Annotated in this window: 17 protein-coding genes; 9 read left to right on the forward strand and 8 right to left on the reverse strand. The window is 56.2% G+C overall.

Annotated elements, in window-relative coordinates:
- Positions 1-71 precede the first annotated feature (71 nt).
- Positions 72-1,505, forward strand: coding sequence for a Do family serine endopeptidase (locus RYZ27_RS00070; protein ID WP_406680319.1), 1,434 nt, complete (start codon positions 72-74; stop codon positions 1,503-1,505).
- 108 nt (positions 1,506-1,613) lie between these two features.
- Complete coding sequence (locus RYZ27_RS00075) at positions 1,614-2,915, forward strand: replication-associated recombination protein A (protein ID WP_406680320.1); 1,302 nt, start codon at positions 1,614-1,616, stop codon at positions 2,913-2,915.
- A 24-nt stretch (positions 2,916-2,939) separates the two neighbouring features.
- On the opposite strand, the gene RYZ27_RS00080 is transcribed toward RYZ27_RS00075, so the two are convergent.
- Positions 2,940-3,521 (reverse strand): sigma-70 family RNA polymerase sigma factor, encoded by a 582-nt coding sequence (locus RYZ27_RS00080; protein ID WP_406680321.1) that lies wholly within the window; start codon positions 3,519-3,521, stop codon positions 2,940-2,942.
- Positions 3,522-3,574: 53 nt separating this feature from the next.
- Complete coding sequence (locus tag RYZ27_RS00085; protein WP_406680322.1) at positions 3,575-3,757, reverse strand: NepR family anti-sigma factor; 183 nt, start codon at positions 3,755-3,757, stop codon at positions 3,575-3,577.
- Between the two features lie 110 nt (positions 3,758-3,867).
- Between RYZ27_RS00085 and RYZ27_RS00090 the strand changes: the two genes are divergently transcribed.
- The 3 genes from RYZ27_RS00090 to RYZ27_RS00100 all read left to right on the forward strand — a co-directional run bounded on the left by RYZ27_RS00090 (position 3,868) and on the right by RYZ27_RS00100 (position 7,501).
- Positions 3,868-4,569 carry a response regulator gene (locus tag RYZ27_RS00090; RefSeq protein ID WP_406680323.1) on the forward strand — a complete coding sequence of 234 codons (702 nt, stop codon included), beginning with the start codon at positions 3,868-3,870 and terminating at the stop codon, positions 4,567-4,569.
- A 274-nt stretch (positions 4,570-4,843) separates the two neighbouring features.
- On the forward strand, positions 4,844-6,124 hold the full coding sequence (locus RYZ27_RS00095) for a dipeptidase (RefSeq protein WP_406680324.1): 1,281 nt from the start codon (positions 4,844-4,846) through the stop codon (positions 6,122-6,124).
- 3 nt (positions 6,125-6,127) lie between these two features.
- Positions 6,128-7,501, forward strand: coding sequence for a Na+/H+ antiporter NhaC family protein (locus tag RYZ27_RS00100; protein WP_406680325.1), 1,374 nt, complete (start codon positions 6,128-6,130; stop codon positions 7,499-7,501).
- On the opposite strand, the gene RYZ27_RS00105 is transcribed toward RYZ27_RS00100, so the two are convergent.
- Positions 7,474-8,670 carry a serine hydrolase domain-containing protein gene (locus tag RYZ27_RS00105; protein ID WP_406680326.1) on the reverse strand — a complete coding sequence of 399 codons (1,197 nt, stop codon included), beginning with the start codon at positions 8,668-8,670 and terminating at the stop codon, positions 7,474-7,476. The two genes, RYZ27_RS00100 and RYZ27_RS00105, sit on opposite strands and share 28 nt — an antisense overlap.
- A 3-nt stretch (positions 8,671-8,673) precedes the next feature.
- Entirely contained in the window at positions 8,674-9,375 is a 702-nt protein-coding gene (locus tag RYZ27_RS00110) for a dienelactone hydrolase family protein (RefSeq protein ID WP_406680327.1), read from the reverse strand.
- Positions 9,376-9,473: 98 nt separating this feature from the next.
- Between RYZ27_RS00110 and RYZ27_RS00115 the strand changes: the two genes are divergently transcribed.
- From RYZ27_RS00115 to RYZ27_RS00125, 3 genes are read left to right on the forward strand one after another with little or no spacing between them, the layout of a single operon-like run.
- Positions 9,474-10,397, forward strand: a complete 924-nt coding sequence (locus tag RYZ27_RS00115; RefSeq protein ID WP_406680328.1) for a nucleoside hydrolase — start codon at positions 9,474-9,476, stop codon at positions 10,395-10,397.
- Complete coding sequence (locus RYZ27_RS00120) at positions 10,394-11,263, forward strand: ribokinase (protein WP_406680329.1); 870 nt, start codon at positions 10,394-10,396, stop codon at positions 11,261-11,263. Before RYZ27_RS00115 ends, RYZ27_RS00120 begins: the two co-directional genes overlap by 4 nt.
- Positions 11,260-11,886: a GNAT family N-acetyltransferase gene (locus tag RYZ27_RS00125; RefSeq protein WP_406680330.1), complete on the forward strand. Its 627-nt coding sequence runs from the start codon at positions 11,260-11,262 to the stop codon at positions 11,884-11,886. The genes RYZ27_RS00120 and RYZ27_RS00125 overlap by 4 nt, the downstream gene beginning before the upstream one ends.
- Here the strand turns inward: RYZ27_RS00125 and RYZ27_RS00130 are convergent.
- The 3 genes from RYZ27_RS00130 to RYZ27_RS00140 all read right to left on the reverse strand — a co-directional run bounded on the left by RYZ27_RS00130 (position 11,860) and on the right by RYZ27_RS00140 (position 14,115).
- Complete coding sequence (locus RYZ27_RS00130; RefSeq protein ID WP_406680331.1) at positions 11,860-12,798, reverse strand: isopenicillin N synthase family dioxygenase; 939 nt, start codon at positions 12,796-12,798, stop codon at positions 11,860-11,862. The two genes, RYZ27_RS00125 and RYZ27_RS00130, sit on opposite strands and share 27 nt — an antisense overlap.
- A 62-nt stretch (positions 12,799-12,860) precedes the next feature.
- A complete protein-coding gene (locus RYZ27_RS00135) occupies positions 12,861-13,799 on the reverse strand; it encodes a carbon-nitrogen hydrolase family protein (protein ID WP_406680332.1) in 939 nt (312 codons plus the stop codon).
- Positions 13,800-13,863: 64 nt separating this feature from the next.
- A complete protein-coding gene (locus RYZ27_RS00140; RefSeq protein WP_406680333.1) occupies positions 13,864-14,115 on the reverse strand; it encodes an HNH endonuclease in 252 nt (83 codons plus the stop codon).
- A 131-nt stretch (positions 14,116-14,246) separates the two neighbouring features.
- Here RYZ27_RS00140 and RYZ27_RS00145 point away from each other — a divergent pair, with 131 nt between their 5' ends.
- Complete coding sequence (locus RYZ27_RS00145) at positions 14,247-14,564, forward strand: hypothetical protein (protein ID WP_406680334.1); 318 nt, start codon at positions 14,247-14,249, stop codon at positions 14,562-14,564.
- Here RYZ27_RS00145 and hisE read toward each other — a convergent pair whose 3' ends face one another.
- Positions 14,565-14,912: a phosphoribosyl-ATP diphosphatase gene (gene hisE, locus RYZ27_RS00150; RefSeq protein ID WP_406680335.1), complete on the reverse strand. Its 348-nt coding sequence runs from the start codon at positions 14,910-14,912 to the stop codon at positions 14,565-14,567.
- Between the last annotated feature and the right edge of the window lie 6 nt (positions 14,913-14,918).

Below are 14,918 nucleotides of genomic sequence, written 5' to 3' on the forward strand. Positions count from 1 at the left end.
TGTCATCAACCGCCCGATTGCGTCCGTTTCACTGCCGGAATAGAGCCACAATCATGTCCTATACAAATCCCATGACAAAACATGTCTCGAAACTGCTGGCTGGGGTTCTTATCCTGCTTGTGGCCCTGATCCTCTTGCTGGTGAGTCCGCTTTATCAGGCCAAGGCGCAAGGGCTTTGGGGCGATGTGATCAAGGAAGTCCCCCAGACGCGCGAAGAAGTCCAGATGAGCTATGCGCCACTGGTCCGCGATGTCGCGCCTGCTGTGGTCAATGTCTACACCAAGAAAACGGTGCAACGCAGCCAGGTCATGCGCGACTTTTTCGGACGGCGTTTTCGGACCGGTCCGGGCACGCAAGAGCGGGTGCAGAATTCACTTGGCTCCGGGGTGATCCTGTCCGGTGATGGTGTAATCGTGACCAATAATCACGTGATTGATGGGGCCGATGAGTTTCTCGTCGTCCTCTCGGATCGCCGTGAGTATGAAGCCGAATTGATCCTTGCTGATGAGCGCACGGATTTAGCGGTGCTTAAGATTGATGTTGGCGAAGAAACACTGCCTGCGCTCGACTATGCTGACACACGCGGCGTTGAGGTTGGCGACCTTGTGCTGGCTTTGGGCAACCCGTTTGGTGTGGGTCAGACCGTCACAAGCGGGATTATCTCGGCGACGGCCAGAACCGATGTTGGCGTATCCGATTATGCCTTCTTTTTGCAGACGGATGCGGCGGTGAACCCGGGGAATTCCGGCGGCGCGCTGGTCAATACGCGTGGTGAACTGGTTGGTGTGAATACCGCGATCTTCTCGCGCTCTGGCGGCTCAAATGGCATTGGCTTTGCGATCCCGTCTGAAATGGTCAAGCGCGTTGTCGATGCGGCGGTCAATGAGGGCATGATTGTGCGCCCATGGCTCGGGATTAAAGGCCAATCAGTCACCTTCGATATTGCCAAGGCTCAGGGACTGGATCGCCCCGTCGGTGTCATCATCAGTGAGGTCTATGAAGAAGGGCCCGGTGATGATGCGGGGCTGCGCCGTGGCGACCTCGTGCTGGCGATTGATGGCCGGGAAGTCTTTGATGAACGGGGCTTGAAGTTCCTCGCGGCCACGCGCTCGCCTGGTGAGGTCAGTGAGCTGACGGTTTTGCGCAGTGGGCGCGAGCGGGCGATTGATGTGACACTGGCGCCGCCTCCGGGCGCAACAGAGGCTGACCTGACATTGCTTGAGGGGCGACATCCATTCACAGGCGCTGAAGTGGCTGAGCTTAGCCCGCGACTGGCTGAAGAGTTGGGGCGGGATCCATTTGAGACCGGGGTTTTGGTTACGCGTGTTCTACGCCGCGCTTATGCGCGCCGGATTGTGCAACCCGGTGACATTATCCGTTCAATTGATGGGCAAACGGTCCGTACGCTTGAAGAGCTTGAGATTGCCCTAGATCGGGATCAGGGGCGCTGGGCGATTGAAATTGATCGTAATGGTCGGCGGATTTCTGGAACGGTAGTGCTCTAGTAGATATTTTCACAAGAGACAAAGTTCTTCTTTTGTTCTTTACTTGTTGACGTACAGATGCCATTCTCATGCTTATCAAATGAGCATGCGGTGATTATGGCTGATGGCATGAGTGATCTGTTTTCTGCATCCGACCTGTCGGAGTCTGCGCCGCGTCCATTGGCGGATCGTTTGCGCCCCCAGACCTTGGGTGAGGTGGTGGGGCAGGACCATTTACTTGGGGCCGACGGAGCAATTGGCCGGATGCTTGAGCATGGCCAGCTTTCATCGATTATTCTGTGGGGGCCTCCCGGTGTCGGTAAGACGACAATTGCGCGCTTGCTCGCCGCCGAAACCGATCTTCATTTTGAAGCGATTTCAGCCATTTTTTCAGGCGTGAAAGACTTGCGTGCTGTCTTTGAGGCAGCGCAGCAAAGGCGCGCTCTGGGGCAGGGGACCCTCCTTTTTGTCGATGAGATTCATCGATTTAATCGTGCGCAGCAGGATGGTTTCTTACCACACGTTGAGGCTGGAACGGTCACGCTGGTTGGCGCGACAACCGAAAATCCGAGCTTTGAACTAAATGGAGCGCTTCTTTCACGGTGCGCCGTTCTGGTTCTAAACCGAATTGAAACGGATGCTGCGGCGACATTGCTTGAACGGGCTGAGGCTTTGGTCGGACGCGCCTTACCGGTAGACGAGCGCGCCCGATCGGCTCTGATTGATATGGCGGATGGGGATGGGCGTTATTTGCTCAATCTCGCCGAGCAGGTTTTTACAATCGCCAAGTCAGATGAGGTCTTGTCGGTTGAGCGCCTGACGGAACTTCTGCAAAAGCGCGCCCCCGCTTATGACAAGGATCGCGAAGAGCATTACAATCTGATTTCTGCCTTGCATAAATCGGTTCGTGGTTCAGATCCGGATGCTGCGCTTTACTGGTTTGCGCGCATGCTTGAGGGCGGTGAAGATCCGCTTTTTATCGCGCGGCGTCTGATCGTTATGGCGAGTGAAGATATTGGACTTGCGGACCCAACCGCAATGATGGTCGCAGGCGAGGCGGCGCGTGCGTTTGAGCGTCTTGGTGAGCCTGAAGGGCTGATCCCGATGGCGCATGCGGTCGTGCATCTTGCAACAGCGCCAAAGTCAAATGCGTCTTATGTGGGGCTTAAGCGCGCTCGCTCGGCGGCGCGAAAGACGGGCTCATTGATGCCGCCAAAACATATCCTGAATGCGCCGACAGCGATGATGAAGGATCAGGGCTATGGCGCTGGCTATGCCTATGATCACGACACCGAGCAGGGGTTTTCAGGGCAGAACTATTTTCCTGATCAGATGCAGCGAGAAACCTTCTACACGCCTAAAGGAGAAGGACGTGAAGGTCCCATCCGTGAGCGTTTGAAACATTGGGCGAAACTTCGCGAGGAAGGTTGATCAGCGCCTGTGCAGTGTTTTGGATCAGGCCGCAAACGTGTTGCCTTGCAGGCTTCGCAAGTGCGCCCCAAAGGTTTCCATTGGATCCTCCAGATCCAAAGTGGCCGCATCGTCGGCAATTCTGACAGGTGCGCTGCTTTCATAAACCGCCAGAATTAGCTCGCGGGCACGGCTGACGCGACTTTTGACGGTACCGACCGTCGTTTCACAGATTTCAGCCGTTTGCTCATAAGTGAAGCCAGCTACGACGACGAGAATGAAGGCGTCCCGCTGCTTGGCTTTGAGCGAATAAATCGCTTTGGTCATCCGGGCGAGATCGGAACGCTCCTCAAGGCGACATTGCTCGACCAGGGCGCTTTCAAAAAACTCGTTTTCCATATCAACGCGACGCGCCATGCGTCGGCTGCGCTCATAAAAGGCGTTTCTCAGAATACGGAAGACCCACGGACGAAAGGGACGGGACGTGTCAAATTGGTCCCGGGCATTCCAGGCGCGTAGGCAGGTTTCCTGAACCAGGTCGTCAGCATGAACTGTATCTCTCGCCAAACTGCGCGCAAAGGCCCGCAAGTCCGGAAGGATTTTCTTGAGTTCATCCGCGAAGATCATGCATACCTATGTAAAATGGTTATCGCCCGAAAGATAGCCATATAACACCTCTATTAACGGTCAGTTTCTTTCTTTCGCAACACATCAAGTAATCGGTCGAGGTCTTCAGGAATAGGTTCGTTGGCAACATCGCTATAGGCTTTGCGAAGCGCAGCACCGATTGCGCTGTTCGAGGTCCACGTCTTGGGGCCTTTCACAACTTTTTCAGTGTTTTTGTCTGGCTTCGGTTTGGACAAATCCTGTTCCTTCAAACTCTATTGATTTAGCGTATCTATCTATTCTAATCGTTAAGGTCTCCGTGGAAAACTAGCATACATATTGCGGGCTTTCAGGATATACGAATTTCATGTCACTTGCCTTACTTGTTGAACAGAACCTACCTTTCATGCGCCGATATGCGCGTGCTGTCACAGGGTCGACTGTTTTAGGCGATAAAGCGGTCGCCGCAGCCTTGATGCGTTTAACAGAAATTGAGGACGAGCGGTCGGTCGATCAGGCTGATCTCTATCGCGCGGTTGATCTGGAGCTGAGAGACAATGCGACCGGTACGGTCGCGCGTAGAGCGCTCATTCTATATGCCGTTGAAGAGTTGTTTGATGAGCAGATCGCCAAAGTGCTTGATATTCCTATGGGGCAGGTTGGCGACTTGCTGGCCGATGCAGAATATCAAATCATGTCATCACTCGCGACAGATATTCTGATCATAGAAGATGAGCCTTTGATCGCGCATGAGATCTCAACACTATGCCGAGAGTTGGGGCACAATGTCCTTGGCATCGCGGCGACGAAGGATACCGCTTTGCGGGTCTATGAAAGGGGGCAGCCCGGGCTTGTCCTTGCGGATGTGCGCCTCGCGGATGGTTCAACCGGTCCTGACGCTGTAACGGCCATGAGCTTGCCGGAAGAGACCCCGGTTATTTTTATCACAGCATATCCCAAGGACCTTCTCAGAGGGCTGGAAGGGGAGCCGACATATCTCGTTCCAAAGCCTTTTTCACGCGAGCATGTGAAGGCGGTGATCAGCCTCGCTCTAATGAATCGCCAATAAGAAAAAGGCCAGCACAAAGCGTGCTGGCCAGGTATTGGGAAGAATTGAAACCAAGGTTCCAATTTGTTGATCGCCTGCAAGGCGAAGGTATCCTGAGAAAGTGCCGATGAGGGGAACCCTCATCGGCATAAGTATGTGAAGCGGGCGGGCTTCATAATATCTATGTGGCAAGCCCAAAAAGGTTCCAAAAATAATCCAGAGCAGTGTTTTTCGCGCTCACGACTTGTTGCCGTCAGGGTTTACGCTATCAAACTGTGAAGACTTGGAGATTGATATGATGCTGAGAGCTGGACTTGCCTGTCTGCCCCTATTTCTTGCCTCCTGCGCCCCGGCTCTGGATGGTTCAGGGAGCGATATCCTGAGCCCTGAACAGGCAACAGTGATGTCTGAAGCGGACGATTTTCACGAGTCTATCATGGTGTTTGATAGCCATCTCGACACGCCGGCACTGTTTCACACGCCGGAGTATCGCTTTCTTGAGCGTCAGACATGGGAAGAGCATGGCACGCATGTGGATTATCCTCGCATGAATGAGGGCGGCCTGGATGGCGGGTTCTGGGTGATCTACACCCGTCAGGGACCACTGGATGAAGCGAGTTACCGGGCAGCCCGCACGCATGGTATTATGCGTCAGGCCGCCATTCGTGAGTTCGCCGCAAAATACCATGACAAGGTCGCTTTGGCTTTCACCGCAGATGACGCTGAGCGCATTCTGGCTGAAGGGAAAAAGGTTGTTTTCCAGAGCATGGAGAATTCCTATCCGCTGGCCACAGATGTCAGCCTTCTGGAGACATTCTATATCGGCGGCTTGCGGATGATCGCGCCGGTCCACTTTGCCAATAACCAGTTTGCTGACAGTGCTACAGATATTGAGACCCTGTATGAAGGCCTCAGTCCGCTGGGCGAAGAATTGGTTCGTGAGGCGAACCGTTTGGGCCTGATCCTCGATGGCAGTCATGCCAGTGACGATACGGTGCGGGACATGATCGCGCTCTCGACGACGCCCATAATTCTGTCCCATACGGGAGCAACGGCGATCTTTGATCATCCACGAAACATCGGTGATGACTTGCTGTTAGAACTCGCGACCAGTGGTGGTGTCATCCAGATGAATATCTTTGGGGGATATCTGGAGGCGTTGCAGCCATCGCCAGAGCGCGTTGAAGCGCTTGCTGCGCTTGAAGCTCAGTATGGGGCCAATCCTGCGGAAATGGATGAGGCGACCCTCGCGGCATGGCGCGCTGCCCGAATGGAACTTGAGCGTGAGTATCCACGCCCTCGCTCGACCTATGAGAAGTTCATGGAGCACACATTCCATGTTCTGGAGCTGATTGGGCCAGACTATGTTGGCATCAGTGGCGACTGGGATGGCGGCGGAGGTGTTGACGGCATGTCGGACGTTTCGATGCTGCAGAAGATTACCAGAGATCTGCTGGCAGCCGGATACACAAAAGAAGATGTCGAGAAGATCTGGGGTGGTAACATGATGCGCCTGATGCGAGCGGCTGAAGCGGCTCGAACGTCTGAACTCGTTTCGCCTGATGTGCTGAACTAAAACATGGAATGGCTGACCATACTGCCGCCCGTCGCCGCGCTTGCTGTGGCCGTATGGACGCGCAATGTTTACTGGGCTTTGGGTCTGGCCATCATTCTCTCAGAGACCCTGATTGCATCGTATAATCCGGGGCTTGGTGTTCTGGCCGGGATTGATCGGGCGGTCGGTGTTTTTGGTAGCACGGGTAACACGCGCATCCTGCTATTCTGTCTGATTATCGGGGCGCTGATAGCCTATATGCAGCGTTCTGGTGGGATTAGCGCGATGGTAGAGAAGCTGCATTCCAGTGGTCTTGCCTCAACACCGCGCCGGGCGGGGCTTGTCAGTGCCATTTCTGGCGTTCTGATCTTTGTCGAAACCAATGTCAGCTTGCTGGCGAGCGGTGTTCTTGGGCGGCCCTTGTTTGATCGGCTTAAGGTTAGCCGGGCGCGCCTTGCTTACATTATCGACTCCACGTGTTCGCCGATCAGCGTGTTGATCCTGCTGAATGGTTGGGGCGCGTATATTGCAACTTTGATGGCCAATAATGGGGTAGAGAACGAGTTTGGCGTCCTGTTTCAGACCATCATGCTCAATTTCTATCCCTTGCTGACCATTGCCGGGGTGTTTGCGACTGTCCTCATCGGGCGCACGTTCGGACCGATGGCGCGGGTTGAAGCCAATTGGAGCCCGCCCAGTGAGGCCGCCGATGGTGTCCCTGCCGATGATCAAGTTGAGGCACCGAGTAAAGCGATTTACATGGGTATACCGCTTCTCATTCTGATTGGCGGGGCGCTTGGTTTCATGGTCTGGACAGGGGAGGGTGATATTCGCCGGGGCTCAGGCTCTACCTCGATCCTCTATGCGGTTATCCTGGCAACTGCGGTCGCGTTTATCTTCCTGCTGCTGTCACGCCGGGCCAAAGGCGAAGCCGTCAATATTGGCTTTAAAGGTATGGGCGACTTGTTACCGGCGGTAACCGTTATCTTTCTGGCTCTGGTGCTTGGCGATAGTTTGAAGGCGCTTGGGACAGGCGAGTTCATTGCGGCCATGGCGGCGGATATTCCGGTGCCGTTTGCAATTCCGGCTATCCTGTTTGTTGCTGCCGGGATTACCAGTTTCACCACTGGCACCAGCTGGGGCACCTATGGCATCCTGGTGCCAATTGCGATCCCGCTGGCGGTTGGCGCGGGTATTCCCTTGCCGCTCGCGGTCGCAGCTGTGATGGGCGGGGGTGTCTTTGGCGATCACTGCTCCCCGATCTCGGATACGACGATTATTGCCTCGCTCGCATCAGGTTGTGATCACATGGAGCACGTGCGCACGCAATTGCCCTATGCGTTGGTCGCAGGATTGGGCGCAATCGCGCTTTATCTGGCGGCTGGGCTATTCTCATAAGCTGCAAGCACCGCGTCCATCAGCGCTTCGGTAAACGTGTTTAGAGCTGGATGCTTAACGCTACGTGCGGGCGGGGTTTCGGGGGTGCCTGTGACAGCATAGGCAAAGCTCAGATCGAGATCCGGCGCGTACCAGGCCCCGGAATAGAGACCATAAGCCTCGCCATGATGGCCCCACAGGGTTTGCCCGGGCCACAGGGACTCTGCTGCGGGATGAATGTGCACCCCGGTGCCGAACTGAGTGAAATAGCGCTGATCATGGAGACCATTGCTGGCATCTTCATTCAGCGTCCAGACAGGCCTTGTAAGCTCTGGCGAATATTTCAGGCGCCCGGCTATGGTCGCAAGGTCCAGCAGGCTGGCCCGCAAGCCCCCTTGTGGGGAGAACAGGGTTCCGTTCAGGCCCGGCGTGTACGTTGAAAGACTGGCGCCAGTTTCAAGCAAGATGGCGGGATCTGAGCGCCTCAGGATGTCCGGGCCATCGGTCTGGGTCTGCCAGCCCGCGGCGTTTTCTCGATAGAGTGCAGCCCCTGTCGCGCGTTTTTCTGGGCTAACGCCAGACCAGTTAAAGCCAGCATCCAGACCGTCTCGCGCCAGGACGAGATTGCGGGCGAGGTGATCAAAGCGCCGCCCGGTAGCGTCTTCCATCACGGTTGCTGCAATCCCATAGCCAAGATTGCAGTATTCAAAGCTCGCATCTGTCTTACGGGTCAACAGAGTGCGCGTGACTAAGGGTTCAATCGACTTGGGATGGGCGAGCCAATAGACGTCCGGATCGCTTATACCTGACGTGTGGGACAGAAGACTGCGTAGGGTAAGGGCAGGCGCAATGATCTCATCAGAGAGGGCTAGTGGCGCATCAAGATCAAGGACCCCATCATTATGCAGCTTCTGCGCGACCATGGTGGTGACCAGCTTTGAGACTGACGCGGCACGGAACGGGCTGCGTATCGTGAAGGCGCGCTGCCCGATAATCGCCTCACCGACCGCCTCGGATGCGATAACCTTGCCACCTTGCATGAGCACATAGCCTGCGGCTGGCGCGCGCTCTAGAGGCGGCCCCTCTACAAGGCCCGCTATTGATAAGCGAACTCGCGCAAAGCCGCCGCAGGCACCTGCCAGGACCCCTGAGGGGATTAAGGCGAGCGCGGTGCGGCGCGATAGAGACACGGTCTATCCCAGAACTTCGTTGAGGAAGTCCGCAGCCGCGGCAAAGCTGCGGCGATCCGCTTCGGCATTGTAAACAGTGCCGAAGTCCGGATTATTTGCGGCCGGGTTTGTGAAGGCATGCATCGTGGCGCCATAGGCGTGAAGCTGCCAATCGGCTTTCGCGGCGCTCATTTCCTTACTGAAGGCCATGACATCATCCGGGGTCGCCATTGGGTCGTCCCAACCATGCAGGGCGAGGACTTTTGGTGTAATCGTATCGGCTGTGTTGCCCGGTGCACCGAACAGGCCATGGAAGGAGACAACGCCTTCAACGCCCATATTCGTGCGTGCCATGTCGAGAACGGACAGACCACCAAAGCAGAAACCGATTGCGGCGGCTTTGCTGACGCCTGAGGCTTCTTTCGCAACAGATAGTGCATGCGCCAGGCGCGATTGCAGTTCCGGGCGATTGCTGGCGAGTGGCGTCATCAGCGCCTCGCACTCTTCATTGGTCTCGCCGCGCTTGCCCTTGCCGTAAACGTCAGCAGCAAATCCGGCATAGCCAAGGCTAGCAAGCCATTTCGCCTTATCGCGTTCAAAGTCAGATTGACCGCCCCAGGCATGGGCAACCAGAACAACGCCTTTTGGTGTTGATTTTGGCATGGCGAGGAAGCCTTCATAGGTTTCACCGCCTTGTTGATAATCGTGAAAGTCTGCAACGGACATGTCTTGCTCCTGATAGAAGTGGGTCTGGGTTGATTTAGCTTGCGCAAGGTGATGCGGCTAGGCCTTGCCAAGGGGAAATTGGCGGCGCAGGAAATGGTATGACCAGAATTTTGATTGATTGTGACCCGGGCCTTGATGACGCGGTGGCGTTACTCGCGGCCTGCCATTCACCTTTGCTGGATGTGGTGGCGATCACGACCGTGGCCGGAAATGTCGGTGGCGCTCAGACGGCGCAGAATGGACGGATTATCCGTACACTTGCCGATAGCGAGGATATTCCGGTTCATGCCGGGGCACCGCGCCCCATATTGCGTGACCCGGTCACGGCAGAAGACTTTCATGGCACAACGGGTCTTGGTGGTCTTGATGTCCCAGAGCCTTCTGCGCCCTTGTCACCGACACACGCAGTAAATGCCCTAATCGAGCATTGCCGCGCCGCGAAATCGGATCTTCTGACGCTGGTGATGACTGGTCCAATGACCAATATGGCTTTGGCCCTGACAATGGCTCCGGATATTATGGAAGGGATCAGCGAGATTGTCTTAATGGGTGGCGCAGATCGTGAAGGTGGTAATATCACGCCATTTGCCGAGTTTAATATCTATGCTGACCCGCATGCGGCAGCGGCCGTGTTTGGTTGCGGTCTACCCATCCGGTGTTTGAGTCTGGATGTCACTCATACCCTGCGCACAACCAAGGATAGGCTCTCGCAGGTGCGAGCGGTTGACACATCACAGGCTGACTATGCCGCTGCTTTTCTGGAGGCGTCCTGCAAGCTGGAATTCTCCGCCAAAGGCCGCCGAGATGCGCCCTTGCATGATCCGAGTACCGTGATTGCGCTGGCCTATCCGCATTTGTTTGAGGGGCGGCGGGCGCATGTGTCTGTGGTCACGCAAGAGGGTGAGCAGTTTGGGCGTACGATCCCGCATTTCGCTGATGATGGGCCTGTTTTGTGGTATGATAAGGCTGACGTTGAGGGCGTCTTCAAGGCGCTTTGCGCGATGTTGGAGGGGGCGGCATGAGTGTACGCATAGGTGTTGTTGGGTCGGTTAATCTGGACCTCGTCGCCAGTGGCGCGCCTTTGCCGCGTCCAGGGGAGACGGTGACCGGGGCTCAATTTGCCCAACACCCCGGCGGCAAAGGGGCAAACCAGGCCCTTGCGGCGCAGCGTCTTGGCGCAGATGTCTTCATGGCTGGCCGGGTTGGATCGGACGCACTGGCTGAATCTGCGCTTGAATTGCTGCGCAAGGATGGCGTTGATGTTTCTGCCGTCATGTCTGAAATCGGACAGAGCACAGGCGTGGCCTTGATCGCTGTCTCGCCGGATGGGGAAAACCAGATCACGGTCGCGAGTGGAGCAAATGCCCGCGTTGAGACCCACGATGCCGCTCTTCTGCCGGGTTGCGATATCATTCTGTGCCAGTTGGAAGTGCCGATTGAAGCGATTACCGGTGCCAGTACTCGCGCGCAGGAAACCGGAGCCATGTTTGCGGTTAATCTCGCGCCAGCGATTGCGGTGCCTCAACCCCTTCTGGAAACCATGGACTTGATCATCGTCAACGAGATTGAAGCGGCATACTATGGCGAGGCCATACATCAGGGCGAAGGTCTGGTTGCTCTGACCTTGGGCGGGGATGGCGCGGCTCTTTTCAAGGCGGGTCAGGAAATCGCGCGCGCCCCTGCCTTTAATGTGCCTGTGGTTGATACAACCGGGGCTGGGGACACATTTTGCGGCGCGCTTTGTGTGGCATTGGCAGAGAAGCAAGCCCCTGAAGCGGCTTTACGCTTTGCCTCAGCTGCTGCGGCACTTGCCGTGACCAGACCGGGAGCCCAGCCAAGCTTGCCGTGGCGGGCGGATGTTGAAGACTTTCTGGCAGAGCATGCATGAGTAGCATCCCGATCACCCGACACGCTTTGCCAGCAAATAAAGTGCAGGCTATTCGCGATCGTGTGAGGCAGGCGACGGCGCTGGCCAGCAGCAGTGAGGATACCAGTCGTCTCGCCGAGCCACAGGATGCAGAGAAGCTTTGCCAGCTTCTGTCTGATCCAGCGGTTCATGCGCCAATCTACTCCTTGCCACGGCCCCTGACTGTGCAAACTGTGGAAGCTTTCATTGTGCGCCACTTGGAAGAACGCGCCCGGGGTGAGGGTTTGCTATTTCTGCGGGTCAGCCCGGACGGAGATGTGGTTGGCTATTCCGATATCCAGATCTGGCCGGAATGGGGGGCAGGTGATCTTGCCGGAGCCCTGCGGTCAGACCGACAAGGACGGCGTGAGGGAACGCGCGGTATCATTACGAGCTTTGACTGGATGTTTGAGGCGCTTAGCCTTGAATTGATTTGCGCTACGGCGGCGCTCGATAATGTCCGTACCGCCAAAATGCTCGACCATTTAGGGTTTGAACGCAAAGGCGAGATTGTCAGTGTGCGCGAGGACGGGACAACCCGTCCTTCGCTGGTTTGGGAAATAACGCGGGAAGACTGGTTAAGCCGCGAGGCCAATCTCGCGTAAACGCTCCATCAGATAGTCCTGCGCAGTAATCGGTGGCTCGGCTGTGCCGCCTTCCGCAACACATTGTGGCAGAGCCTCAATCATCACATCCTGATTGAAGTGCAGGAAGAATGGCGTTGAGTAGCGTGGGAACTTCGCGCGCTCGGGCGCCGGGTTCAGGACGCGGTGCGTTGTCGAGGGCAGGACACCTGCGGTCAGGCGTTGCAGCATATCTCCGCAATTGATCACGAGTGAGCCTGCGGGCGGGCTGACGCTGAGCCACTCCCCGGAGCGGTGAAGCGCCTGCAGACCAGCTTCCTCGGCCCCGAGCAGGAGCGTGATGACATTGATGTCTTCATGGGCGCCAGCACGAACGGTGCCTTCCGGTGGCGGGTTATCCTGCGGCGGATAATGCAGAAGACGCAGAATTGAATTGCCGAAATTCACCTTGTCGTCGAACCAGTTTTCTTCAAGGCCAAGGTGAAGCGCAACACCTCTGAGCAAGTCAGCGCCAAATGCGTCCATGGCCTCAAAAAAGGCCCGCGTGGCCTCATCAAATCCCTCGACCTCGCCAACGCTCGGCGTGTCTTTCATGGTTTTTTTGTACGGGCTATCTTCTGGCAAAGCGCGGCCCGTGTGCCAGAACTCTTTCTGGTCCGCGTTTGGATTGCCTTTGGCGCTTTCAACGCCGAAAGGTGTGTAGCCGCGTTGGCGACCCCCTTTGGCATCATGGTATGTCTCTTTTGTCGTTTCCGGCAGCGCGAAGAAATCCTTCGAGGCTACCATCATGCGGTCAATCGTTTCCTGATTGACGGGGTGATCTGAAATCACGGCAAAGCCTGTTTCACGGAAAGAGCGGCCCAGCGCGTCAGCGAAAGCCTGCTTGTCTTCCTGCCAGAGCGGGAATGGGATCGGGGTAAAGTATTCGGTCATGGCGCTCTCATACGCTTTCCATGGATGAAGGGGAAGTCAGGGAACGTCCTTAGGCGCTGTGGCTATCCGCGTTCACCGGGGTAAATCTCTTTTCCGTCCACTTCGAGACGGAAAAGATCGGGCCGTGAATAGTGCCCGGCTGGATCACTGGCGACTTTGCAGGCCCGGGCTAGCGAAAGATCGGCATCGGCCACCAGAAGACCCTCTTCATCCCGTAGCAGGCCAGCGACGACCTCTCCACGTGGATCGATGATGGCTGCCCCGCCATTATGGTCGAACTCGTAGAGTGGCTGAAAGCGCTCTGGAACATGGGCTTTCATGCGCAATCCGGCCGAACAGATGACCCAGGCCCCGGCCTGACTGGCAAACGCGCGGCTGAGCAGGAGCTGCCGCGCCCAGACCGGCTGTGTTGGAGCGGTTTCAGGTTCACGCCCCGGCCATGCGGCAACGTGAACATCAACGCCTTGCGCCATCAGGGCATAAGCAGGCAGGACGGCATTATGTTCCCAGCAATTTAGCGATGAGAGCCGCCCCCAATCGCGTTGAACGGGTTTTAAGCCCTTTGCATCCCCGTCGCCCCAGACTGAACGTTCATGATGGGTGGGTTTGAGCTTGCGGTGACGGTTCAGGACCGTGCCGTCACGGCCAATGGTCAGCATAGTGCAATAGAGCGTTGCGCGGGTTTGCGGGTCGAGTTCATTCACGCCGATGACCAGATCGGCCTTGGCACGCTTGGCCGCTTTACGGAGCGCGGTGACTTCCGGGCCGTCCATCAGAATGCCATTGGCAAGCAGCTCGCTCGCTGCGTCCCACCAGACATCTGACAATGGACTGTCGATAAAGAATGGGTATCCCGGCAACCAGGCTTCGCCGAACGCGATGACATCCGGGTTTTCTTTCGCAGCACGGTCAATCCAGTCGAGAGCCGTTTCAAGGCTGGCGGCTTTATCAAAATAGGCTGGGGCAGCCTGAACGGTGCAGAGGCGAACGATATCAGTCATGCCAAACTGCTTGGGTCAGGTATGGCAAAGATGCAAGGCGACTGACAAAGATGTGAGGGGCCTTTTAGGTCTTATTGCCCTTGATCTTGTTACAGGTGGCATGGGCGAGTTGCAGGTTTTCTATCTCATCGCGCCCACCTTTTGAGCGCGGCTGAATATGATCAATTGTCGCCCGGTGTTTTGCCCACAAGGTTGCATGTGCCGCTTCAAACCGGGAGCGCAGCATGGGTTGATCGCAAAGAGCACATAGCCCGTCCTGCTTTGCCCAGAGGGTTTGAAAGAGGTCTGTGTCCGGCGTTTTATAAGGTTGGCTCACAATAAGCACCCCTTGAGTAATCTGATGAAATGTCGCGAATAGAGTGAATTTGTAATATTTATTTTCTCTTTCAGGTGTTTTCTCTGTTTTTGATTGCGGGTACTATTTTCTGAGTAATTCGGGGATATGAAATGAGTATTTTTGCCGTTGCTAGTCTCATCTTTATGCAGGAAACATCTGTGACCATCATGCCAGTGCCCATTGGGCCCTTGCAAGACCCGGTGACCTGTGAGGAAACCGTTGAGGCGTTATCCGAGGATCGTGATAGTCGCGTGCTGCGGGATATGCCCGAAACGGCACCTATGCCAAATGTGGCGGTGCCTGAATGTGGTCCGACGGACACCCTTTACGAAAGCCGGCTCGTGCATAGGCTACCTGGTACAGCGCGCCAGTATGAGGTTGAGGCAACCGTCCTGCCGGACGCTGTGGCAGAGTCTGAAAGCGAGTAATCAATCCGGGCGCGCAGCTTTCTCAGCAAGGCCTGACATGCCCTGACGCTTCATCAGGGCTGCAGCGACATCATCCAGAGTAACCCCTTTGCTGCGTAGGCCAACCAGCATGTGATAAATTAGGTCAGCAGCCTCAGCAGCGCTTTCGGCTTCACCCTGTGCGGCGAGCGCCAAGGCAAGCTCTGCACCCTCTTCCGCGATTTTCTTGCCGCAATGGAGTGAGCCTTTTGAGAGGAGTTTGGCCGTGTAGGATGTTTCAGAGTTCCCCTCTGCGCGTTCATCCACGGTTTCGGCAAGATAAGCGAGCGCCTGAGCGAGGTCTGTGGCGGGGCCGAGCGGGGTCGTCATGGTTTT

The sequence above is a fragment of the Hyphomonas sp. FCG-A18 genome, from assembly GCF_045287255.1.
Taxonomy (GTDB): domain Bacteria; phylum Pseudomonadota; class Alphaproteobacteria; order Caulobacterales; family Hyphomonadaceae; genus Henriciella.